The sequence below is a fragment of the Streptomyces sp. NPDC001889 genome (genome assembly GCF_053594535.1).
Map to the genome: position 1 here is coordinate 1 of NZ_JBSFER010000023.1, position 22479 is coordinate 22479.

Annotated in this window: 18 protein-coding genes; 1 reads left to right on the top strand and 17 read right to left on the bottom strand. The window is 73.1% G+C overall.

The window, feature by feature from the left end:
• Nucleotides 1-118: 118 nt before the first annotated feature.
• Both ACWCRA_RS25680 and ACWCRA_RS25685 read right to left on the bottom strand, forming a co-directional pair.
• Nucleotides 119-661 (bottom strand): hypothetical protein, encoded by a 543-nt coding sequence (locus tag ACWCRA_RS25680; protein WP_351543280.1) that lies wholly within the window; start codon nucleotides 659-661, stop codon nucleotides 119-121.
• A 66-nt stretch (nucleotides 662-727) separates the two neighbouring features.
• The gene (locus tag ACWCRA_RS25685) at nucleotides 728-1276 is read right to left on the bottom strand and encodes a hypothetical protein (protein ID WP_451068709.1); all 549 of its coding nucleotides are present in this window, start codon (nucleotides 1274-1276) and stop codon (nucleotides 728-730) included.
• 248 nt (nucleotides 1277-1524) lie between these two features.
• Here ACWCRA_RS25685 and ACWCRA_RS25690 point away from each other — a divergent pair, with 248 nt between their 5' ends.
• On the top strand, nucleotides 1525-3816 hold the full coding sequence (locus tag ACWCRA_RS25690; RefSeq protein ID WP_451068710.1) for an ATP-binding protein: 2292 nt from the start codon (nucleotides 1525-1527) through the stop codon (nucleotides 3814-3816).
• 546 nt (nucleotides 3817-4362) lie between these two features.
• On the opposite strand, the gene ACWCRA_RS25695 is transcribed toward ACWCRA_RS25690, so the two are convergent.
• From ACWCRA_RS25695 to ACWCRA_RS25765, 15 genes are all read right to left on the bottom strand, one after another.
• Nucleotides 4363-7710, bottom strand: a complete 3348-nt coding sequence (locus ACWCRA_RS25695) for a S8 family peptidase (protein WP_451068711.1) — start codon at nucleotides 7708-7710, stop codon at nucleotides 4363-4365.
• Between the two features lie 216 nt (nucleotides 7711-7926).
• On the bottom strand, nucleotides 7927-8685 hold the full coding sequence (locus tag ACWCRA_RS25700) for an SDR family NAD(P)-dependent oxidoreductase (protein WP_351543290.1): 759 nt from the start codon (nucleotides 8683-8685) through the stop codon (nucleotides 7927-7929).
• Between the two features lie 79 nt (nucleotides 8686-8764).
• Complete coding sequence (locus ACWCRA_RS25705; protein ID WP_351543293.1) at nucleotides 8765-10012, bottom strand: MDR family MFS transporter; 1248 nt, start codon at nucleotides 10010-10012, stop codon at nucleotides 8765-8767.
• Nucleotides 10009-11301 (bottom strand): ATP-grasp domain-containing protein, encoded by a 1293-nt coding sequence (locus ACWCRA_RS25710; protein WP_451068712.1) that lies wholly within the window; start codon nucleotides 11299-11301, stop codon nucleotides 10009-10011. Before ACWCRA_RS25710 ends, ACWCRA_RS25705 begins: the two co-directional genes overlap by 4 nt.
• A 157-nt stretch (nucleotides 11302-11458) precedes the next feature.
• On the bottom strand, nucleotides 11459-12658 hold the full coding sequence (gene rocD, locus ACWCRA_RS25715; RefSeq protein ID WP_351543299.1) for an ornithine--oxo-acid transaminase: 1200 nt from the start codon (nucleotides 12656-12658) through the stop codon (nucleotides 11459-11461).
• A gap of 9 nt (nucleotides 12659-12667) precedes the next feature.
• Complete coding sequence (locus ACWCRA_RS25720; RefSeq protein ID WP_451068713.1) at nucleotides 12668-14215, bottom strand: sulfate adenylyltransferase subunit 1; 1548 nt, start codon at nucleotides 14213-14215, stop codon at nucleotides 12668-12670.
• A 2-nt stretch (nucleotides 14216-14217) separates the two neighbouring features.
• Entirely contained in the window at nucleotides 14218-15114 is an 897-nt protein-coding gene (cysD, locus tag ACWCRA_RS25725; protein ID WP_451068754.1) for a sulfate adenylyltransferase subunit CysD, read from the bottom strand.
• A gap of 169 nt (nucleotides 15115-15283) precedes the next feature.
• Nucleotides 15284-16156, bottom strand: a complete 873-nt coding sequence (locus ACWCRA_RS25730; protein ID WP_451068714.1) for a [LysW]-aminoadipate kinase — start codon at nucleotides 16154-16156, stop codon at nucleotides 15284-15286.
• A gap of 22 nt (nucleotides 16157-16178) precedes the next feature.
• The gene (gene argC / locus ACWCRA_RS25735; protein ID WP_451068715.1) at nucleotides 16179-17207 is read right to left on the bottom strand and encodes an N-acetyl-gamma-glutamyl-phosphate reductase; all 1029 of its coding nucleotides are present in this window, start codon (nucleotides 17205-17207) and stop codon (nucleotides 16179-16181) included.
• Nucleotides 17208-17317: 110 nt separating this feature from the next.
• The gene (locus ACWCRA_RS25740; RefSeq protein ID WP_351543310.1) at nucleotides 17318-17494 is read right to left on the bottom strand and encodes a lysine biosynthesis protein LysW; all 177 of its coding nucleotides are present in this window, start codon (nucleotides 17492-17494) and stop codon (nucleotides 17318-17320) included.
• Nucleotides 17491-18459 (bottom strand): transketolase family protein, encoded by a 969-nt coding sequence (locus ACWCRA_RS25745; protein WP_351543313.1) that lies wholly within the window; start codon nucleotides 18457-18459, stop codon nucleotides 17491-17493. Before ACWCRA_RS25745 ends, ACWCRA_RS25740 begins: the two co-directional genes overlap by 4 nt.
• Nucleotides 18456-19298 carry a transketolase gene (locus ACWCRA_RS25750; RefSeq protein WP_351543316.1) on the bottom strand — a complete coding sequence of 281 codons (843 nt, stop codon included), beginning with the start codon at nucleotides 19296-19298 and terminating at the stop codon, nucleotides 18456-18458. The genes ACWCRA_RS25745 and ACWCRA_RS25750 overlap by 4 nt, the downstream gene beginning before the upstream one ends.
• Nucleotides 19295-20590: a DegT/DnrJ/EryC1/StrS family aminotransferase gene (locus ACWCRA_RS25755; protein ID WP_451068716.1), complete on the bottom strand. Its 1296-nt coding sequence runs from the start codon at nucleotides 20588-20590 to the stop codon at nucleotides 19295-19297. The genes ACWCRA_RS25750 and ACWCRA_RS25755 overlap by 4 nt, the downstream gene beginning before the upstream one ends.
• Nucleotides 20591-20630: 40 nt before the next feature.
• Complete coding sequence (locus tag ACWCRA_RS25760; protein WP_451068717.1) at nucleotides 20631-21731, bottom strand: BtrH N-terminal domain-containing protein; 1101 nt, start codon at nucleotides 21729-21731, stop codon at nucleotides 20631-20633.
• On the bottom strand, nucleotides 21721-22320 hold the full coding sequence (locus ACWCRA_RS25765; RefSeq protein ID WP_451068718.1) for a hypothetical protein: 600 nt from the start codon (nucleotides 22318-22320) through the stop codon (nucleotides 21721-21723). The genes ACWCRA_RS25760 and ACWCRA_RS25765 overlap by 11 nt, the downstream gene beginning before the upstream one ends.
• Nucleotides 22321-22479: the final 159 nt, after the last annotated feature.

A 22479-nucleotide genomic window follows, 5' to 3' on the forward strand; every position in this document is an offset into this window, starting at 1 on the left:
GGCTTCGCCTGCACGGTGATCGTGGACACGATGGCCAGAGCGAACGCGAGCAGGCAGCGCACGGCGATGCCGTACGGGAGCGGAGTGCGCGGGGTTCGGGTCCCGGCGGGGGGCCGGGTCACCACGGCACCACGAAGTCGATGGTCGCGGCGGGGGGACCGCCGGCCTCCGACGCGTCGTTGGGCCAGTAGGCGATGGTGTAGGTCGCACCGGACCGCAGGCCGTCGTCTCCGGCCGGGATGACCGCGGAGCCGTAGTCCGTGCAGCGGTTGGGCTCGTTGGGACAGACCCAGTCCCAGTCCACGCGGTGGGCCCGGTCGATCCGGCCCTTCTCGTAGATCCCGACCCAGTCCTTGTGGGCGCTGGGGTTCCTGCCGCTCGGCGCCATGTAGGTCACCACGAGCCCGGTGTCGTAGGGCGTGAGATGGAGACCCTTCTGGTGGATGTCGGCGGTGGTCCACGTCGCGTCCACGATGGTGAAGTCCGTGCCGTCGGCGCGGGCCGCCGCGAGCGCGACGCGCTGGGGGTCCGCGGTGCCGGAGGGCTCCGCCGAGGGGGAGAACAGATGCTGGGCGCCGAAAACGACGGCGGCCGAGCACAGGCCGGCGACGAGCGGCAGGATTCTGCCCCGTCTGCCGTCTGCGCGTGTGCGGAAAAGCATGCTAGCCAAGCCTCTTCAGGGGATGGGTGTTCGGTCTGCCGGATCGGGGGCGCGAAGGCCGCCCGGTCACCAGGGCACCACGAAGTCAACGGTCACGGCCGGTTTGCCGCTCGATTCGCTCGCGTCGTCGGTCCAGTAGGCGACGGTGTACGTCCGGCCCGACACCAGACCGTCGTCACCGGCGGGGATGATCGCCGAGCCGAACCACTTGCAGCGGCTGTGCTCGTTGGGGCAGACCCAGTCCCAGTCCTTGCGGTGGGCCTTTTCGAGCCGGCCCTGCTCGTAGATCCCGATCCAGTCGCTCCGCTGCCCGGGATTCCGGCCCAGCGGACCGGCGTACTGCACGACGAGACCGGTGTCGTGCTGCACGGCGTTGAGCCCCTTCTGGCTGATGTGCGCGGTGGTCCAGGTGGGTTCGAACAGGGTGTACTCCCCCTCCTTTGTTCCCATCCCGGCGGGCAGGGCGGCTTCCGTCCGCTGCGGCGCCGGCTCCTGCGTGACCCGGGACACCAGGCCCTGCGCCCCCAGAGCCACGGCGGCCGAGCAGACGACGGCCAGGACCACGGGGAGCCAGCGGCGTCCTCGGTCCGTTCTTCGCCTAGCGAACGACACCATGAAATGTCCTGCTCATGTCATTACCTCTCGTGGAAACTTCGGTGTCCGCGGGCGTCAGGGAACCGGCACCGACGGGCGAAGCCCTCATCGGGGCGCCCGTCCGCAGACGTGCAGACACGTCCTGCGGCACCGAGTTCATCATCCGGCCTGCGGCATGACCAGGCACAACGACCGGCACAATTACGGTGCGCGATACTTCTGCCGGTAGATCGCGCCTGCCGTGGCGCACCCGGAGGAGGAGCAGCGCCATGAGCCCCGCGCACGACGATTTCGGGCAGCTCCTGCGTACCCTGCGCAGCGCCGCCGGACGCAGCCAGGAGGAGCTGGCCCTCGCCGCGGGACTGAGTGTGCGGGCCCTGGCGAATCTGGAACGCGGCCGTACCCGGGGGCCGCAGCGCCGGACGGTCGAGGCCCTGGCCCGGGCGCTGGGACTGGACGCCGACGACGCCCACCGCCTGGAAGCCTCGGCCGCCCCCGGCAGACAGCGCGCCCGGCCCACCGCCGGTCCGGGCCCTTCGGGGCACCTCCCCCTGCCGCGCGACGTCCACGGCTTCACCGCACGCGGCGATGCCCTCAGGGATCTGGAGAACCTGGCCGGCTCGGCGGCGCCCGCTCACCCGACGGTTGCCGTCGTCACGGGCGCGCCCGGCCTCGGGAAGACCGCGTTCGCCGTCCACGCGGCCCACCGGCTGGCCCCCCGGTTCCCCGATGGGCACTTCCACCTCGATCTGCGCGCCATGGACGACGAACCCGTCCGGCCGGGCGACGCCCTGGCCCGGCTGCTGCGCGCCATCGGAGTCGGCGAACGGTCGCTGCCCCAGGGCCTGGCGGACCGGACGGGGCTGTTCCACTCGCTCGCCGCGACCCGGCGCCTGCTCCTGGTGCTCGACAACGCGGCCGACGAGAACCAGATACGTCCCCTGCTCCCCAGCGCGGGCCCCTCCCTCACCCTGGTCACCAGCCGCGGCGGTCTTGCCGGCCTCGAAGGCGTCCACCGCGTCGAACTGCCCCTGTTCCGCCGTGAGGAGGCGGTGGAACTCCTCGGCCGCATCCTCGGCCCGGAGCGTGTCGCCCGCGAGGCCCAGGCCGCCCGTGACCTCGCCGATCTGTGCGGACGCCTTCCCCTGGCCCTCCGTATCACCGGCCAGCGGCTCGCCGCCCGGCCACGGGAGGACCTGGGCAAACTCGCCGCGTTACTGGACCGCAAGGAACGCCGACTCGACCTTCTGCGGGCCGGGGACCTCCAGGTGCGGGCCGCCTTCGCCCTCTCGTACCAGCAGCTCGACCCCGTGGCCCGGCGGCTTCTGCGGCGCTGCGCCCTCGCGGCGGAACCCGATGTCGGCCCCGAGACCGCCGCCCTCCTCGCCGGGGTTCCGCTCCCCGAGGCGGAACGCCGTCTGGAGGAGCTCTGCGACCGGGGGCTGCTCCAGTCCGATCCCTCGGCCGAGCGCTATCGGTTCCACGACCTCCTCCGGCTGTTCGCCGCCGAACAGGTGGCGGCCGAGGACGGCCCGGCGGTCCGGGACGCCGCTCTGGACCGGGCCGCCCGCTGGATGCTGGCCCGTGCGACCGCCGCGGCCCTCCACTTCGACGCCGAGCACCACGGCGCACCGGCGGGCGACCCCGATCCCGTCACCGCCCCGGCCGGACGTGACCGGGCCCGCGCCTGGCTGGAGGCCGAACGCCACCAGTGGCTCGCCGCCCTGCGGCACGCCCACGCCGCCGGCTGGTACCGGCAGGTCATCGACACCGCCGAGGCCATGCACTGGTTCTCCGACCTCACCCAGCACTGGCACCCGTGGGTCGACGTCTTCCGGTGCGCCGCCGAAGCCGCCCGCGCCCTGGGGAGCCCGCACGAGGAGGCCACTCATCTGAACTACCTGACGTGGGCCCACAATCTGTGCGCCTACGACCACCACGCCGCCCTGGAGACCGCCCGCTCCGCCCTCTCCGTGGCTCGCGCGTGCGGCGATCCGCTCCAGACCGGGTGGGCGCTGGCCTACGGCGCGGGCGCGCTGAAACGACTCGGCCGCGTGGACGAGGCCGTCCAGTGGCTCCGCGACGCGGCCGACTGCCACCGCCGCAACAGCTCGCCCCCGAGCAGGCTCGCCGAACTGACCACCCTCAACAGCCTCGGCATGATCCTGTGCGAGCGCGGTCACCCGGATCAGGCCCTGACGATCCACCGCCGCAGTCTGGAGATCTGCCGGAAGAGGATTCCGGGTCAGTCCTCCCATGTTCTCGCCGTCTACCAGGCCGTCACCCTGCACCACCTCGGCCGGGACTACGCGGCCCTCGGCCGGTTCCCCGAGGCCGAGACAGACCTCCGGCAGGCCCTGACCGCCTTCGAGGGTCTGGACATGCCCGCGTGGAGCGGGCCCGTACAGCTCGAACTCGGACGCGTGCTGCGTCACCTCGGCCGGCCGGCGGAGGCCCGCGCGGCGCTGGCCGCCGCGGTGCGCACACTCAGCGAGCACCACCACCCCCGCGCGGCGGAGGCCACGGCCGAACTCCGCGGCCTCGCCGGCACCGGCCGGTGACACCACCCGCGTGCGCGGCCTCCGCGCTCGCGGTGAACGCCCGGTGCGGGGAGGCGGGAGGCGGTGCGGGCCGTTCCCCGGCCCGGGGGACGGCCCGGTGGGCGCGGGGTCACCCGGAGCGCGCCACGCGGAGTCCGGCGCCGTCGGCCCGGAAGCCCGGGTGGCCTCGGCGGCGGGCCGGGGCACGGCAGCTCCTGTGCTCGTCGCACCAGCCGCCGCGGCGCGGCACCCGGTGGCTGCCGTGGGCCTCCGGCGCCGCTGAGATCCCGGCACCCGTTCCCGACGTCGCCGGGGATGTCGTGGAGGCCCCACGGGTCGGGCCGTCCGCCGCCCACGCCGTGGATGCGCCCGTGCGAGTGGCCCCGGTACCAGGCGGTCTCGTCCCGCGCGTCCCGGGCCGGACCGGGACGCACGGGCCCGGACCGGGACGCGCGGGCCCGGACCGGCCGGCGGTGCGCGTGCCCCGGAGCGCGGCAGGGCCCCACCGCACATCGATCCGTGCGGTGGGGCCCTGTCCTCCCGTGCCGTGCGCGGGGGCCGGCGGGGCTACTTGCCGATGTACGCGTCGTACACGGTCACGCTCGCCCTGCCGCCCCGGGTGTCGGCGGCCTCGCCCCGCAGGGCGACCGTCTTCCCCTTGGCGGGGTTCCTGACGGTGATCTTCCCCTTGGTGACGGGTGTCCGCTGCCAGGTCGTGCCGCCGTCGTGGGAGACCGAGACCTCCAGGGACTTCAGTCCGGTGCCCGCAGCGGGCCCCTGCACCGTCACCGGGAAGGTCACCGTGCGGTCCGCCGGAACGGTGCCGTCCAGGTCGACCTGGGCACCGAAGCGCACCGTCGACAGCGGGGTGCGCGTCTCGCCGTCCGTCGTCGGCATGGCGCTGCGGAAGGTCCAGGAGCCGTCGATCCGGGTGCCGACGGCGGAGACGGCCGGGCTCCGGGTCACCGAGGTGGTCAGGGTGTACTCGGCGTCCTCCGGGCCGACGCCGTAGAACTGCCAGCCCGTCAGCGCGTCCTCCTTCTCCTCGATCCTGGTCGCGCCCCGGTGGAGCGTGGACTTCGCCGAGGAGTACGCGGACCGGCCGGTGTTGCCGCGGCCGTCGGAGAAGAGCGGCACGACGAACTCCAGCTTGTTCCCCTTGCGGAAGACGCCGTTGCGGCCCCGCATCGACGGGGAGTGCACGGCGGTGCCGAGCGTCACCCGGTGACTCGTACCCGGGCGGTAGTCCTGCTCCGGAGCGGTGTACTCGATCTCCCCGGACCACCCCTGGGTGTCGAGCTGCGCCCCGGTCAGGGACCAGAGGTTGGCCTTCCCGTCGGTGGCCAGGTAGTGGGTCCGGGAGCCCGGCAGGGCGAAGGGGTGTTCGGAGCCGAGGTCGAAGCGCTCCTTCCCGCCCAGCGCTGTCGTGCGTCCCGTCCTGCCCGGGACGGAGGCGCCGAGCGTCGCGGTGGCGCGGGCGAAGTCGGCGGGCCCGAACTTCCGGGTGTAGCCGGTGAAGAGCCGCTTCACCTCGCCTCCGGCGGCGAGGCTGTACTGGGTCGTGGCGTCGCGCTCCCACTGGCCGTACAGGGTGTCCCGCAGCTCGACACCGGTGGGCTGCTCCGGGCCCAGTTGCGCGGTGCGGAAGCCCTCGAAGCCGGCGGAGGCGTGGTCCTTGAACTCCATGGACCGTTCACCGATGCCGACGGTGACGGCCGCCGCGGCGCCGGTCATCCGGGCCCGGGGGTCCGTGACGGTCATCTCGACGGGCTTGGTGGTGCGGGCGTCGACGGTGAGGGAGGTGTTCCCCGTCAGCGCCAGCCTGGGGTGGACCAGCCGGTCCGAGCCGCCGGACTCGTTCCACAGGCTGGAGAAGATCGCGTAGTCGCCCTTCGGCAGCCGGAGCTTCTCGGTGCCGGTGGCGCTGCCGTTGAGGGTGACGGAGACGTCGTCCGCGCCGGAGATCTGCCGCAGATGGGTGTAGAACTCCTTGCCGGGCAGGCCGTCCCGGCCGAGGAAGTCGAGGCTCAGGTCGTACGACTCCACCTCGCGGTCCACGGAGGCCGTGGAGCGCACGGTCTGGCCGCCGCCGGTCGCGGTGACGACGGCGGTGTAGACGCCGTTGTTGTCGCCGCCGATCCGGGTGTCCACGGTGAAGGGCACGGTGGCGGTGGCGCCCGCGGGGACGGTGACCCGGTCCGCGCCGAGCGCGAAGAAACCGGCGGGGGCGGCCACGCCCCGGGCGTCGAGCCCCTTGACCGCCAGATCCAGGGTGATCTCGTGGGTGCCGAGGTTGCGGTAGGTGATCTGCTTGGCCACGGGCCGGTCGTCGGTGTGCGGCCACTGCTGGCGGCCGAAGGGGACGGTGGTCTCGTCGGCGACCACGGTCTGCTCGACGGCGCGGTCGACGGCGATCCGGCCGGTGCCCTGCTGGAGGGCGGAGTACCCGCCGTCCTGGGCGGACGCGGTCAGCGCGGCCTTGAGCCGCTCCCCCGTCCAGCCGGGGTGGCGCTGCTTGAGCAGGGCGGCGGCGCCCGCGACGTGCGGGGTGGACATGGACGTACCGCCGATGGAGAAGTAGCCGGCCGGGTTCTCGCCGACCTCTCCGGCGATGACGCTGCCGGGGGCCGACGCGGCGGTGATGCCCACGCCGGGAGCGGTGACATCCGGCTTGATCACCCCGGCGTGCAGGGGGCCGACGCTGGAGAAGGGGGCGATCCGGTCGGCGTCGTCCACGGCGCCGACGGTGAGGGCGGCTTCCGCGCTGCCGGGGGAGCCGACGGTGCCGGCCTTCGGTCCCTCGTTGCCGGCGGAGACGGTGAAGAGGACGCCCTTCTCCTTCGTCACCCGGTTGATATGGGCTTCGAGCGGATTGATGTCCGGGGTGTCACCGGTGCCGAAGCTCATGCTGACGATGTCGGCGCCCCGGCCGACGGCCCAGTCGACGGCGGCGATGGCGCCGGACTCCATGGTCCCGTTGTCGTCCATGATCTTCGCGTTGAGGATCTTGGCTCCGGGAGCGACGCCCTTGTGCAGGCCGCCGGACCTGGCACCGGTCCCGGCCGCGATGGAGGCGATGTGCGTGCCGTGCCCGTGCCGGTCCTTGGTGTCCGGGGACGAGGTGAAGTTGGCCGCCCCGACCACCTGGGTCGCCAGATCCGGGTGGGTGTCGTCGACACCGCTGTCCAGGACCGCGATGGTGACGCCCGTGCCGTCGTATCCGGACTGCCACACCTTCGGGGCGCCGATCCGGCCCACGCTCGTGTCCAGGTTCGGGGTGTAGACCGCGTCCAGCCAGACCCGCTCGATCCCCGGGGCGGTGGCGGCCGTCCGGGCACCCCCGCCACCGGTTCCGGTTCCGGTGAGGGTGGCCCACAGTCCGCTCGCGTCCCGCTTCGGCACGGTCACGGCGTCCGCGTTGATCGACGGCAGCGTGCGCGCCACCTTCGCGTCGCCCCGGACCTCCCGCCGGGCCCCGGCCGCCGACGCGCCCTCGTACTCGACGACGACCTTCAGACCGTCGCGGTAGGCCCGCCGGCTCTCGGGGCCGGCCAGCCCGGTGACGTCGAAGAGCCGCCGGTCGAGCTTTCCGGCCGCGATCAGCCGCTCGGCGTCGGCCGGAACGGCGTAGGTGCGCCCCCGCTCGGTCCAGCTCCGCACGGGTATCCTCGTGCGCCCCTCGCCCTGTTCGATGGAGACGACCCGGTCCCGGATGTCCACACCGATCCGGTCGCCGGTGATCAGGGTGACCCACCGGAGGCTGGTCCCGGCACCGCCGGCGGCTGTGCCGCCACCGGTCGCGGTGCCGGTGTCCGCGAAGGCGTTCGTACTGGTCATTCCGGCGACGAGTGCCGCCGCCACCAGGGCTGTGGTGACGGTGGTCGCACCGCGCCCTGGCTGTCTGCTGGAGAACAAGTTGACTCCCTGCCGCACGGGGTCGGGGGGTGAGAGACCGGGAACGGCCCCGCTCCTCCGCTCCCGGCCGGGAAGAGAAGGAAGATCGGACTCCCGTTGCCCTCCCTCTCACTGATGGCCGAAAATCGCCCCCCCGCCCCCTCCCGGGGAGCTGCCCCGCACGGCCCGATGTCCGGCCCCGGCGGGCGCGGCGGGGCCGGCCCACCGAGCGCCGGTCTACCGCGGGGCCGGCGGGCGCAGGCGCAGGCCGTGCATGCCGCCGTCCACGGAGAGCACCGTGCCCACCGTTGTGCCCGACAGCGGGCTCGCCAGATAGGCGATCGCCCCGGCCACCTCGTCGGCCGACACCAGACGGCCCGTCGGCTGGAACGCGTTGAGCGCGGCCCGCGCGGCGGCCGGATCGGGCGCCCGGTCCATCTGCCGGTCCACCCAGGGCGTGTCCGCCGTGCCGGGGGCGACACAGTTGACCCGGATGCCCTCGCGGACATGGTCCGCCGCCATGGCCAGGGTCATCGCGTACACCGCGCCCTTGCTGGCCGAGTACAGCACCCGCTGCTCAAGACCGGCCCACGCCACGATCGAGCAGGTGTTGACGATCGCCGCCGCCGGTGAGCGGCGCAGATGGGGCAGGGCGTGCCGGGCGACCCGGACCATGCCGACCACATTGACGTCGAGCACGCGCGACCACTCGTCGTCGCTGTTCCCCGCGACATCCCCGACCGCGCTGATCCCGGCGTTGTTCACCACCACGTCCAGCCGGCCGAACCGCTCGACCACGGCGGCCACGGCGGCCTCGACACGCGCGTCGTCGGTGACATCGGCCTCGATGCCCACGATGCCGTCCGGAAGCCCCTCCGGCCGGAGGTCGAACGCGGCGACGCTCGCTCCCCTGCTCCTCAGCAGTCTCGCCGTGGCCAGGCCGATTCCCGAGGCGCCGCCGGTGACGATCGCGACCAGTCCTGCGAAATCACTCACGAACTCTCTCCTGTCCACTCCGGATGTTCAGGGAAGGCGCCGGCGCGGCGCGGTGTCGTCGCACCGCTCCGCCGCCGGGTCAGGACCCCGGTTCCGCCACGGCGGATCTCGTGCGGCGGGCCGGCAGGCTGAGCTGGGCGGACCACACCCCGATCACGGCGACCAGCGCCCACAGCGCCCAGGGGCCGACCGCGTACACGGCGCCGCCGATGAGCGGTCCGAGGCCGGTGCCGATCGTGTACGCGACACCGTGGAGCCCCTGGTACCGCCCGACCATGTGCGGCGGGGCCAGACTGCCCACATACGCCTGGGAGATGGAGCTGGAGATCATCTCGCCGAACGTCCACACCAGCACGGTGACCGCCAGCATGGTCATGTCGGTCATGAACCAGGTCAGTGCGAGACCGACACCGACGATCAGATTGCCGACGGCCAGGACGTGCTCGGGCCGGTAGCGGACCACCGCGCCGGTGATGGGCAGTTCGAAGAGCAGCACCAGCAGACCGTTGAGCCCGATGAGGAGGCCGAAGTCGCGCTCGCTCAGCCCCGCGTCGTCGACGTGCAGGGGCAGGCCGACGGTGGACTGGATGTAGACGAACTCGGCGAACACGGTCATCACCAGGAAGCGGGTCAGGGTGCGGTCCGCGAGCACCTGCCGGTACCCCACCCCCCCGTCCTGTCGCGGGTCCGCGCCGTCCGGGGCGGGGTGCGGCGGGCGCGCGTCCCGCAGCAGCACCGCCACGACCACCCCGAACAGCAGACAGGCGGCGGCGTTGACCAGGAAGAGCCCCGTGTAGGAGCTGCTCGCCAGCACACCGCCGATGACGCCGCCCACGGCCGAGCCCACGTTCACCGCGAACCGGAACACCCCGAAGGCGGCGAGCCGTTTCTGGTTGGTCGGCTCCACGGAGTCGACCAGCACGGCGGCGGCGGCCGGCCGGTAGATCTGCGAGGTGACGCCGATGAGCCCGACCACCGTCACGATGAGCGCCAGCGGTCCCAGGAACGGGACGGCCGCCGTCAGTCCGGAGGTGGTCACCGCGGACAGCACGATGGTCCACCGCCGGCCGATCCGGTCGGCGAGATGGCCGCCGATGGCGTTGCCGAGCACCTTGCCCACACCCGACACACCCAGCACCAGCCCCGCCGCCCCGGCGGAGTAACCGCGCCCGGTCAGATAGAGCACGATGAAGACGGGAAGGAAGTTGCCGATCTGGTTGACCAGGATGCCGAGGCTGATGATCCAGACCCGGGCGGGCAGGCCGCGCAGCGCGTCGCGGAACCTCGGCTCCTCGACGCCCGGCCCGTCCGGCGGCGCGCTGCTCACTCGACGGGCTCGGTGCGCACGTCGATCGCCTCGGCCAGCCGCCTGCTGTGGGCGATGGCCTCGGTGGCGGTGTCCCCCCGGGCGACGACATAGCCGCCGATGTCCTCGTTCCAGGTCAGCGGTGACACCACATCGCCCGGCTTCACCTTCAGATGGAGGTCGACGAAGGCGGGGTCCGCGCGCACGGCGTCCACGCCGTTCACCGCCACGACCCGTCCGGGCTCCGGTGTGAGGGCCTGGAGGGCCGCTCCGCCCCGGGCCCTCGGCGACGCGGTCAGCGGCTCCACCAGGCCGAACGGGGCGCCCAGGGTGTAGCGCTCCATGTCGACGCCGTAGGCGGTCTCGACCAGTTCGTTGACCCCGTAGCCGCCGATGCGGTTGTGGGACTCGATGATCCTCGGGCCGTTCGCGGTCAGCCGGATCTCGGTGTGCCCGGGGCCGTCGCGCAGCCCCATCGCGTCGAGGAAGTCCGTCACCAGCCGGGTGACCTCGTCCAGGGTGTCCGCCGGGCAGCGGCTGGGCTGCGAGAGTCCGATCTCGACGAACCCGGGGCCGCCGAACTCCTCCTTGTCGGTCACCGCGACGACCACGTGCCGGCCGTCGAAGCTCAGGGTCTCCACGCTGATCTCCGGGCCGTCCAGATACTCCTCCAGGAGGAACTCCTCGAAGGCGTCGGCGCCGAACAGGTCCCCGGCGACCCAGTGCCCGTCGTCGAGGGCGCGGAACCGGTCGGCGACGGCGTCCACATCGGCCGGCTCGCGGATGCAGAACACCCCGACGCTGCCCGACTCACGGATCGGCTTGACGATGACCGGGAGGCCGTGGCGCTCGACGAACTCCCGCACGTCCCGGGTGGAGCGGCCGACGGCGGAGGCCATCGGGCTGATGCCCTTGGCGGCCAGCCGCCGCCGCATCCGCCACTTGTCCAGGAGCAGTTCCACGGTCTCGACGGACTCGCCGCCGAGCCCGAGCGCCTCGTTGATCCGCGCCGCGGGCAGCAGCCCCAGCTCGAACACCGACACGGCCGCCCGGAAGGGACTGGTCTCGTGCAGCGCCCGGGCCAGCGGCAGCAGCCGGTCGATGTCGCCGTAGTCGAGCAGCAGCGCCTGGTCGACGTAGGGCCAGTGGCCGCGGTCGTACGCGTCCGGGTACTGGACGTGCACCACGTCCAGCCCCAGTTCCCGGGCCTTGCGGACAAGCTTGAGCTTGCCGCCGATGACCAGGATGCGAGGCCGTCCGGTGGCGGCCGCGGAGGGCTGTTGGCCGGTGGGTACGGCATCGATGGACAATGTGGCTCCTTCTCTCACCCCCCGGCGGCGGCACGCCGGGGGTCGGAAACGGCAACACGGCTGCGGAGACTATCAGTTGGGGTTCCCCGCGGGGCGCGGCACACAAGGGCTCAGGGGCCGGTCCCCCCCGCCCTCCGGACGGCGCCGGACGGGCCGGTCACGCCAGTGCTCCGGCGATCGCCTCGACCCCGAAGTCGATCTCCTCACGGGTGATCACCAGCGGCGGCGCCACCCGGAGGGTCGCCCCGGACTCCTTGCAGAGCACCCCGCGCCCGGCGAGCGCCTCGGACACCTGGCGTCCGGTCCGGCGGCCGCCGGCGATGCGCACACCGGCCCACAGACCGCGGCCCTGGACCTCGGCGACACCCTCCACTTCCCCGAGCCGGGTGTGCAGATACGCGCCGAGTTCGCGGGAGCGCTGCTGGAACTCCCCGGTCGCCAGCAGCCGCACCACCGCGCGGCCGATGGCACACGCCATGGGGTTGCCGCCGAAGGTCGAGCCGTGCTCGCCGGGCTTGAGCACACCGAGGACATCGGCCCGGCCGATCACCGCGGACACCGGCATGATCCCGCCGCCCAGGGCCTTGCCCAGGGTGTACAGATCCGCGCGGACGTCCTCGTCGTCCAGCGCCAGCGTCGCTCCGGTGCGGGCCAGGCCGCACTGGACCTCGTCGGCGATGAACAGCGTGTCGCTGTCGTCGCACACCTGGCGGACCTCGGCGAGGTATCCCTTCGGCGGGACGATCACACCCGCCTCGCCCTGGATCGGCTCCAGCAGCACCGCCGCCGTGTTCCCGGTGATCGCGGCGCGCAGCGCGTCGGCGTCGCCGAAGGGCACCACCGTGAAGCCCGGCGTGAACGGGCCGAACTCCTTGCGGGCGGCCTCGTCGGTGGAGAAGGAGATGATGGTCGTGGTGCGGCCGTGGAAGTTGGCTCCGGCGACCACGATCTCGGCGGCGCCGTCCGGTACGCCCTTGACCTGGTAGGCCCACTTCCTGGCGATCTTCACGGCCGCCTCGACGGCCTCGGCGCCGGTGTTGGCGGGCAGCACCATCTCGGTGCCGGTCAGCTCGGCCAGCTCACGGCAGAACGGTCCGAACTGGTCGTGGTGGAAGGAACGGCCGGTCAGGGTGAGCCGGTTGAGCTGCGCGGTCGCGGCGGCGACGATATCGGGGTGCCGGTGGCCGAAGTTGAGTGCGGAGTACCCGGCGAGGAAGTCGAGATACCGCCGGCCGTCCTGACCGGTCATCCAGGCGCCTTCCCCATGGCTGAGCACCACGGGTAACGGATGGTAGTTGCGCGCGCTCCACTGCTCGGCGAGGGCGATGTGGTCCTGGGGGGAGGGTGAGTCACTCATGGCGTCAGGCTAGGTCCCGTCCGAGGCGATTTCGTCAGTCGTACGTTGCTTCCGCCGAGGTTTCGCGGCGGGTCGTCCGCGCGCCGGGCGCGGGGGCGGCGGGGCCGCGGCCCCGACCATTCCGGCGCTGAGCGTCGCTCCGTCCCGCGGGTCGATGAGCAGGAACGATCCGGTACGTCTGTTCTCCGCGTAGTCGTCCACGGCGAGCGGCTCGGCGGTGCGGATGCGCACACCGCCGATGTCGTTGGCGCCGAGGCCGTCCCGGGAGGGCAGACGGCGGGCGATGGTGACATCCATCCGGTAGTCGATGTGCTCCACCACGGCGGGGACCGTCCGGGTGGTGTGCTTGAGCAGCACGCGCTGCCGGGCGCGCAGGGGGCGGTCGTCGAGATGGCACACGGTGGCGGTGAGGCGCCGCAGCGGCCGGGGGGCGGGGTGCGCGGTGAGGACATCGCCCCGGGAGACGTCCAGTTCGTCGGCGAGACGGACGGCGACCGACTGCGGCGCCCACGCGGTGCCGGTCTCCCTGCCGAGCACCGTGAGGCCCACGACCGTACTGGTCGCGCCCCCCGGTTGCACGATGACGGGATCGCCGACCGAGAGCCGGCCGGAGGCGAGCTGCCCGGCCGGCCAGCGTTCCGCCGGCCGCGCGCCGCCGTCCGGGCGCCGGATCACGTACTGCACCGGCAGGCGCAGCGGTCCACCGGCGGTGTCCGCGCCGAGCGGCACCTTCTCCAGATGGGCCAGGAGCGTGTCCCCGCCGTACCAGTCCATCCTGGTGGACGGTTCGACCACGTTGTCGCCGGCCAGGGCCGACATGGGGATGGCGACCGCGTCGGCGAGTCCCAGCTCATGGGCCCGCTCGGCGAATTCGGCGGCGATCGCGGTGAAGACGGACTCCCGGTGTCCGACGGTGTCCATCTTGTTGACCGCCAGTACGACATGGGGGGTCCGCAGCAGGGCGGTGATCGCGCAGTGCCTCAGGGTCTGGGCCACCACTCCCTGGCGGGCGTCGACCAGGATCACCGCCAGATCCGCGGTGGAGGCGCCGGTCACCATGTTCCGTGTGTACTGCTCATGCCCCGGTGTGTCCGCGAGGATGAACCGGCGCCGGGGTGTCGCGAAGTAGCGGTACGCCACATCGATGGTGATGCCCTGCTCCCGCTCGGCCCGGAGGCCGTCGGTGAGGAGCGCCAGGTCGGGGCCGTCCCGGCCCCGGCGGCGGGAGACTTCCTCGATGGCCGCCGCCTGGTCGGCGAGGACCGACTTGGTGTCGTACAGCAGCCGTCCGACCAGGGTGGACTTGCCGTCGTCGACCGAGCCGCAGGTGGCCAGGCGGAGCAGGCCGCCCGGGAGCCGCCGGGGCGGCCCGGCCCGGCCCTCGCCTTCCGCGCCCGCCCGGCCCTGCGCGCCCGCCCGGCCCTCCGCATCCGCATCCGCTTCCGCTTCCGCTCCGGTGCGCGCCGCTGTCCGGGGTTGCGGGTCCGCCGGTGTTCCGGTCCGCGTGTCCGCCGGTGTTCCGGTGTGCGCTGGTGTTTCCGCGACCTCCGCCGGCATGGCTAGAAGTACCCCTCTCGCTTGCGGTCCTCCATGGCGGCCTCGGACATCCGGTCGTCGGCCCTGCTCGCGCCGCGCTCGGTCACCCGGCTCGCCGCGATCTCCCCGATCACCTCCCCCACCGTCGAGGCCGGGGAGTCGATCGCCCCGGTGCAGGACATGTCACCGACCGTGCGGTACCGGACCAGCCGCTCGGAGACGGGTTCACCGTCCCGGGGGCCGCCCCACTCGCCGGGTGCCAGCCACATGCCACCGCGCCGGAACACCTTCCGCCGGTGCGCGAAGTAGATCCCGGGCAGTTCGATGCCCTCGTGCTCGATGTACTGCCAGACGTCGAGTTCGGTCCAGTTGGACAGGGGGAACACCCGGACGTGCTCACCGGGCTCGTGGCGGCCGTTGTACAGCTGCCACAGCTCGGGCCGCTGCCGGCGGGGGTCCCAGGCCCCGAACTCGTCCCGCAGGCTGAACACGCGCTCCTTGGCGCGGGCCTTCTCCTCGTCGCGCCTGCCGCCGCCGAACACCGCGCCGAAGCGGTGGTCGCGGATCGCGTCCAGCAGCGGCACGGTCTGCAGCGGATTGCGGGTGCCGTCCGGGCGCTCGCGGAGGGTTCCGCTGTCGATGTAGGACTGCACGGAGGCCACATCGAGCCGCAGGCCGTGCCGCTCGACCGTCCGGTCCCGGTAGGCGATCACCTCGGAGAAGTTGTGGCCGGTGTCGACATGGAGCAGCGGGAACGGCAGCGGCGCGGGCGCGAAGGCCTTGAGGGCCACATGCAGCATCACGATCGAGTCCTTGCCGCCCGAGAAGAGCAGCGTCGACCGGTCGAACTCGCCCGCCACCTCACGGAAGATGTGCGCGGCCTCGGACTCCAGCATCTCCAGATGGGTCAGCGGGATCACCCCCGGCGGGGGCCGCGGGTCGGTGTGCCCGGATGCGGCGCCGACCGCCGCCCGGGCGACGGCGGTCACGACAGCCCCCGCTCGATGGTGGTGGTCCTGTCCGTGCGCGGCGGTCCGGGCGGCCGGGGCGTGCCGCCCCGCCGCGCGGCCGGTCCGCCGTTCGGTTCGCTCATGTCCGGATCTCCCTTTCGCGCGGGCGGGTGGCCGCCGGTTCCGGTCCCCGCACGGTGACCTCGGTCCCGGAGCCGGCCAGCGCCCGGCTGACCGGGTCGGCGACCCGCCCGTCCGCTATGCGCACCGACTCCACTCCCCCGGTCAGGGCCTCCCGTGCCGCGACGAGTTTGAGTGCCATGCCGCCACCGGCGTACCGGCCGGGCGCGCCGGTCGCCGGCACCTCGCAGCGGCTCAGTGTGCTGGTGTCGTCGCCGGGATCGGCCAGTACGCCCGGTGCGCCGGTCAGCAGCACCAGCCGGCCGGCCCCGAGCGCCACGGCGAGGGCCGCCGCGACCCGGTCGGCGTCGACATTCACCGGATGGCCGTGCTCGTCGAGCGCGGGCGGTGAGACCACGGGCACGAAGCCGGAGCGGAGCAGTGTCTCCGGCAGTTCGGGCCGCACCTCGCTGAGCCGGCCGCTGAGGTTGTCCCGGACCAGGGTCGTCCGGCCGTCCACCACGGAACGTACGGCGGACTTGCGGCGCGCGCGCAGCATGCCGCCGTCCAGGCCGGTCAGGCCGACCGAGGGCACCCCGTGCCGGGACAGCTCCGCGACGATCCTCGGTTTGACCCCGCCGGCCAGCGCGAGGACGACCACCTCCAGGGTCGCGGGGTCGGTGTACCGGGTGGACACCCTGTCCGGGGCGACCAGGGTGCGCTGCGGTACGCCGAGTCTCCCGGCCAGCCGGGCGATCTCCCCGGACCCTCCGTGCACCAGGAGTACGGACTCCCCGGCGCGGACGAGTCCGGCGACGTCGGCGCAGATGCCCGCGGCGTCGACGGCGGGGTTGCCGCCGCACTTGACGACGGTCAGCGGTCTGGTGATCACAGTGTCTCCAGTCACCGGGGGGTCAGAGGGGGTGCAGGCCGGGGAAGGACAGGCCGAGCGTCTCCGGCCGGCCCATGCGGATGTTCAGACACTGCACCGCGTTGCCCGCGCCCCCTTTCATGAGGTTGTCCAGGGCCGCGATGGTCACCAGCCGCCCGGCCTCCTCGTCGACGGCGTAGCCGACGTCGCAGAAGTTCGAGCCCAGCAGGATCTTCGGCTCCGGGTAGCGGAAGGTGCCGCGCTGGTGGGCCACCAGACGGACGAACGGCTCGTTCCGGTACTGCTCGCGGAAGGCCCGGCGCACCGCCGCCTTGTCCACACCGGGGCGCAGGGCGGCGTGGCCGATCGTCTGCACACCGCGCACCGCCTCGACTCCGGTCGCGGTCATGGTGACCGGGATGCCGAGGTGCCGCGAGATCTCGGCCTCGTGCCGGTGCCCGGTCGGGGCGAACACCCGCATCGCCCCGCTGCGCTCGGCGTGCAGATTCGCCGTGCCCGCGGTCGCGCCGGAACCACTGGACCCGGTGCGCGCGTCGAAGCGGACCGCTGTCGGCTCGATCAGGCCCCGGGTCACCAGCGGGTGGAGGGCGAGCACCCCCGCCACCGCCATGCAGCCGGGCACACTGACCAGGTCGGCGGTGCCCAGCCGCTCCCGGTGCAGCTCGGGTATCCCGGGGACGAAGTCGCCGAGCAGCCGCGGCGCCGCGTGCTCGGTGCCGTAGTGGCGCCGGTAGACCTCGGTGTCGTCCAGCCGGAAGTCCCCGGTGAGGTCGATGACCTGCTTGGCCTGTCCGATCCAGCGGTCGATCTGTGTCATGGCGGCGCGGTGCGGTGTGGCGAGGAAGACGGTGTCGCACTCGTCCACCTCATCGGCCGAGCAGAACAACAGGTCGGTGGCGGAGCGCAGATTGGGGTGCACACCGTCGACCCGCCGGCCGGGGAACCGGGAGGACACCGCGCCCACCACCTCGACCTCGGGGTGGCCGATGAGCAGGCGCAGCAGTTCCCCGCCGATGTAGCCGGCCGCGCCGACCACCGCGGCGCGGATCACGGCCGCGCCCCGGTGGGTGCCGTCCGTCCGCCGTGTGCCGGCCGCCCGCCGCGCGGCACGGGTCCACCGCGCGGCACGGGTCCACCGCGTGTCATGGGTCCGCGCACGGTCTACTCCCCCCAGTCCTCTTCGACCTCGGGCGCGAGGGCGAGCACCGGTGGGCCCAGCGCCACGATCTCCAGTTCGCTCCGGCAGCCCGCGCACTCGACGATCTCGTTGAGCCGCGCCGAATCGCTGATGTTCACCTCGTCCTCGCACTCGGGACAGGTCTGCGCCGCTGTGGTCATGTGAGGGTGTCCTTCCGATCGGTGGTCCCGGAGGGGGCAGCCGTGCCGAGGGCGGTACGGACCGTCCTCACGACCCGCTCCGCGGTGAGGTCGTAGTGCGTGACGAGGTGTTCCTGACTGCCGACGGCGTCGACGAACCGGTCCGGCACCCCCAGCCTCAGCACCCTGGTGGGCGCCGCCTCCGCCAGCGCTTCGGCGACCGCGCCGCCGAGGCCGCCGCTGCGCCAGTGCTCCTCGACCGTGACGACGAGCGCGGCCTGCCGCGCCGCGGCGACCAGGGCCGCCGTGTCGAACGGCCGCAGGGTGTGCAGGTTGAGGACGGTGGCCTCGACGCCCTGCCCGGCGAGGACGTCCGCCGCGGCGAGGCAGGCGAGCACCGGGTAGGGGCCGCAGCACGCGAGCACCACGTCGCCGCCCCGCCGCAGCGTCTGCGCCCGTCCGATGACCGGTGGCGGCGACACGGGCAGCGCCGGCGACGGTTTGCGGCCGAGCCGGACGTAGAGCGGTCCTGGCAGGCTCAGGCTCTGTTCGACGAACGCCTCCGTGGCGGCGGCGTCGGCCGGCACCACCACGGTCATCTCCGGCAGCACCCGCAGGACGGCGAGGTCCTCCAGGGCCTGGTGGGTCGGGCCGAGATGGCCGGCGGCGAGCCCGCCGTGCGTGGCCATGATGCGGACCGGCAACCGGTTGTAGGCGATATCGATCTTGATCGCCTCCAGTGCGCGGGAGGCGGCGAAGGCGGCCATCGTGTTGACGAACGGCATCCGGCCGCACGCGGCGAGACCGGCGGCCACGCCCATCAGATTGTGCTCGGCGATACCGAGGTTGAGGTACTGCTCACCGGCGGTCTCGGCGTGCTCCGCGCTGAACAGGCCGGTGTCGCTGTCCAGACAGATCACCTCGGGGTGCGCGCTCAGCAGCGGGAGCAGACGGTCCCGGTAGGCCTCTCGGGTCGCGCGGCTCATCCGGCGGTGTCCCCGGTCCGCAGCGCCGCCCTCGCCCGTGCGTGGTTGCGCTTCGACAGCGTCACATAGTGGCTGGCCGCCCGGCCGGCGAGGACGGGGAACCCCTGGCCCTTGACCGTGCGGGCGATCAGTACGCTCGGCCGGCCCGGCTCCCACGGGGCGGCGGCGAGATGGTCCGCCAGCCCGGTCGCGTCATGGCCGTCCACGTCGCGCACCGCCCAGCCGAAACTGCGCCAGCGGTCGGCCAGTGGTTCCATCGGCGCGATCCGCTCGGTGTGACCGGTGAGCTGGAGCCCGTTGCGGTCCACCACGGCGACCAGCCGGTCCAGCCCCAGCGACGCGGCGGCGATGGCCGCCTCCCACACCGAGCCCTCCTGGAGTTCGCCGTCGCCGAGCAGGACGAAGCTGCGCGCGTCACGGCGGGCGTACCGGCCCGCCAGCGCGAATCCGCAGGCCAGCGCGAGACCGTGGCCGAGTGACCCGGTCGGCAGCTCCACTCCGGGGACCGCGCGCACGGGATGGCCCATCAGCCTGCTGCCGGGGCGTCCGTATCCGGCGAGCTCCTCGACGGGGAGAAAGCCCCGTTCGGCCAGGGTCGCGTAGAGGGCGACGGCGGCGTGGCCCTTGCTGAGCAGGAAGCGGTCGCGGTCGGGGTCGTCCGGCCGCCGGGGGTCCACGTTCAGCACCGAGAAGTACAGCGCGGTGAGCACCTCGGTGCAGGAGAACGCGCCGCCGAGGTGGCCGCCCTCCGGGCCCGCGCACATGTCGACGATATGGGAGCGGATGCGCGCGGCGGTGGATTCCAGGGTGTCCCGGGTGGCCGTCCGGGTGGTGGTCATGACGCCGCCGCCGCGAGCGTGGCCACCATGTCGGGGTGGGCCCACACCTTCTCGAAGGCCTCCGCGTAGAGACCGAGCAGATCCCCGGACCCCGGATGGAGGTGGCGCTTCTGAAGCGTCAGCGTGCCGGCGACGACCTCGCGGGCCACCGGGTAGCCCTCCCCCGCCACCGGCGCGGGTGCGCCGGTCACGGACCAGGGGTAGCCCCCGCCGAAGCCGACCCGGTCGACGAACACCTTCTGGTCGGGGAGCGGCATGAGCTGGTATCGCGACATGGGCACGCCCTCGGCGCGCAGCAGCCGCCGCAGGGCGGAGCGCAGGGCCTCGGGCGGGACCCCCTCCAGACCGAACGCGGCCCGGTCGAACCGGAACCTCAGGATGTGCCAGGCGTGGGTGGTCTCCGGGAGCGCGGTCGGCACCCGCAGGCCGGGCAGTTCGGCGAGCCGCGCGAGGAAGGCCGCGACATTGCGCTGGCGCGCGTGTTCGTAGTCGTCGAACCGGGTGAGCTGGGCATCGGTGAACGCGGCCTGGATGGCGTTCATCTTGTGGTTCCAGCCGAGGGTGTACGAGATGTAGTCGCGCTCCTGCCCGGCCTCGATCACCTCGCCGAACTGCCGGCCCTTGCGGACCGCCTCGGCGATGTCGGCGCTGCCGGTCACGAGCAGACCGCCCTCGCCGCAGGTGGGGATGTTCTTGGTGACCTGGAGGCTGAACGCGCCCGCCTCGCCGATCCCGCCGACGGGCCGCCCCCGGTGGGTCGCCCCGGGGGCCTGGGCCGCGTCCTCCACCACGGCGAGGCCGTGTCTGCGCGCGATGGCGGTGATCCGGTCCATGTCGGCGGGCGCGCCGTGGAGATGCACCGGGATGATCGCGGCGGTCCGGTCGGTGATCCGGCGCTCCACATCGTCCGGGTCGATGTTGAAGGTGACCGGGTCGATGTCGGCGAAGACGGGGACGGCCATCTGGTGCACCGGCGCGAGCCCGGTGGCGACGAAGCTGAGCGCGGGCACGATCACCTCGTCGCCCGGCCCGACACCGAGTGCGGCCAGGGCGAGGGAGAGCGCGGAGGTGCCGGTGGAGACGGCGACGCAGTGGCCGAAGCCGAACCGCCGCGCCCAGTGCTCCTCAAGCGCGGAGACCGGATTCGCGCCGTCCGTGTCGGAGACCATTCTGGAGCCGCCGAGCGCGTCGATGACGGCCTTGCGGTCCTCGTCCTCGACCAGCGGCCAGTCCACCCGGCGCCGGTCCCTCGGCACGACCGCGGAACCGCCGAACGCTGCCAGCTTGCTCATCACTGTCCTCTCTGGTCACGGGGGGTCGAGCCGCGCGGCGTCACAGCTCCGCCGCCGCCGCGCCGACGGCGTCGACCGCGCTCGCGTACATGCCGCGCAACACGGTGGCGTGGTGCGCGATGTCGGCCGAGACGGCGCGGGGGTCGCCGAGACCGTGCGCGGCGGTGATCCGGAGTCCGGTCCACGCGTGCGCGACGGACTCGACCGCCCGGCCGGCCCCGGCGAGCGCCGGATCGCCCCACTCCCGGCCGCAGCGGCGCAGCAGCTCACCGTGGAGCGAGGCCTGCGCCTGCATGCCCCACCCGAACGGGTACAGCTCGCGCAGCGCGGTGGCGTCACCGGCCCGGCACCGGTCGAGGAGTTCCCCGGTGAACGCGTCGAATCCGGCCAGTCCGGTGCGGTCCGGGCCCGCGGTGGTGAAGATCTCGTTGTCGGTGCGCAGGAATCCGCCGAGCAGTGCGGGGGTGAGGGGCGGGGGCGGGGTGTCGAGGCGGACGTCGAGACAGCGTCTGCCGATCCGCGAGTCGCTGAAGAAGGCGTCCTGGACGTCGGTCGGGTTGGCCGAGCCCCAACTGCGCAGAAACGCCTCGATCGGGACGGTGCCGCGGAACGCGGGCGGCATCGCGTCGGAGACGTACACCAGTCCGCGGACCTCGTCCAGGCCGTGGACGATCACGAGGTGCGCGGCGTGCACATCCCCGTACGCGGGCCGGAACGGCAGATGGAAGTTGTCCACGGCGGCGATGACCAGCCGGTCGTCGGCGAGTGTCTCGCGCACCTCCCGCCAGAGGTCGTCCTCGTCGGCGGGGTGCCACCAGCGCGAGCGCAGTCCGTGGTGGGGGGCCAGCGCGGCTCCGAGATCGCCGCCGGAGCCGGAGCCCGATCCCGATCCGGAGCCGGAATCGGAATCGGAGCCGGCGGCTTCGCCGGGCGGGCAGGGGTAGTAGAACTCCTCGGATCTGACATCGCCCGGCAGGTGCAGAAACCGCCAGCCCGCGCCGAGCACGGCCAGCGGGTCGGCGCCCTCCCGTGCCACCAGCGATCCGAACGTGGCCTGGAGACAGCTGATCAGGTCGCGGTACCACAGCTCGGGCTCCGGCCCGGTGATCATGTACGTCCGTGCTGTCGCCTCACCGGTCATGACCGGTCTCCGCCCGCTGGAGGGTGACCGCGAAGACATGGACCGCGACATTGCGGGGCAGCCGGACGCCGGCCAGCGCGGCCCGCCGGGTGACCGGCACGCGCTGTGCCCAGATGACCGCGGACACACCTCGCTGCACATGGTGGGGGTAGTGCATGACGAGGCTCTCGAACGCCTTGATCTCGCCGAACCACGCGGGCGCCGACCAGAAGTCGGAGACCCGCAGCGCCTCGGCGTCGACCGAGCCGTCAGCGAAGTTCAGCTCGACGGCGGACTCGCAGCGCCGTTCCGCCGCCGCCAGCACATGGACCCAGTCGTAGCGGCCCTCGGGCACCCCGAGGAACTGACCGGCGCAGCGGATGTTGTCCGGACCGTCGCAGACCGGGGGAAAGAGGAAGGGAACACCGCCCACCCGGACGAGGCTGCCGCCTTCGGGCAGATACTCGGCGGCATAGGAGTTCCCCCACACATTGAACTTCCCGGCTTTCGTCGCCGTCGCCGCGGAGACGGCCGTATTGTTGCGATGGCCGGACAGGTCGACCGGATCGCACAGCCGGCTCACGGCGGAGGACAGAGCGATGTCCGTCATGCCGTCCCCCTCACCGGAACGCACGGGGGAATTCCCCGTCCGGACTGCTGATTCGTATGCTCCGCACTCGCCGCGATCTCCGTACTCACCGTGATCACCTCGAATATCCGCATCGATGTTCCGGTGTACTCACAGGGCCGTCCGGCCGGCTGTTCCGGC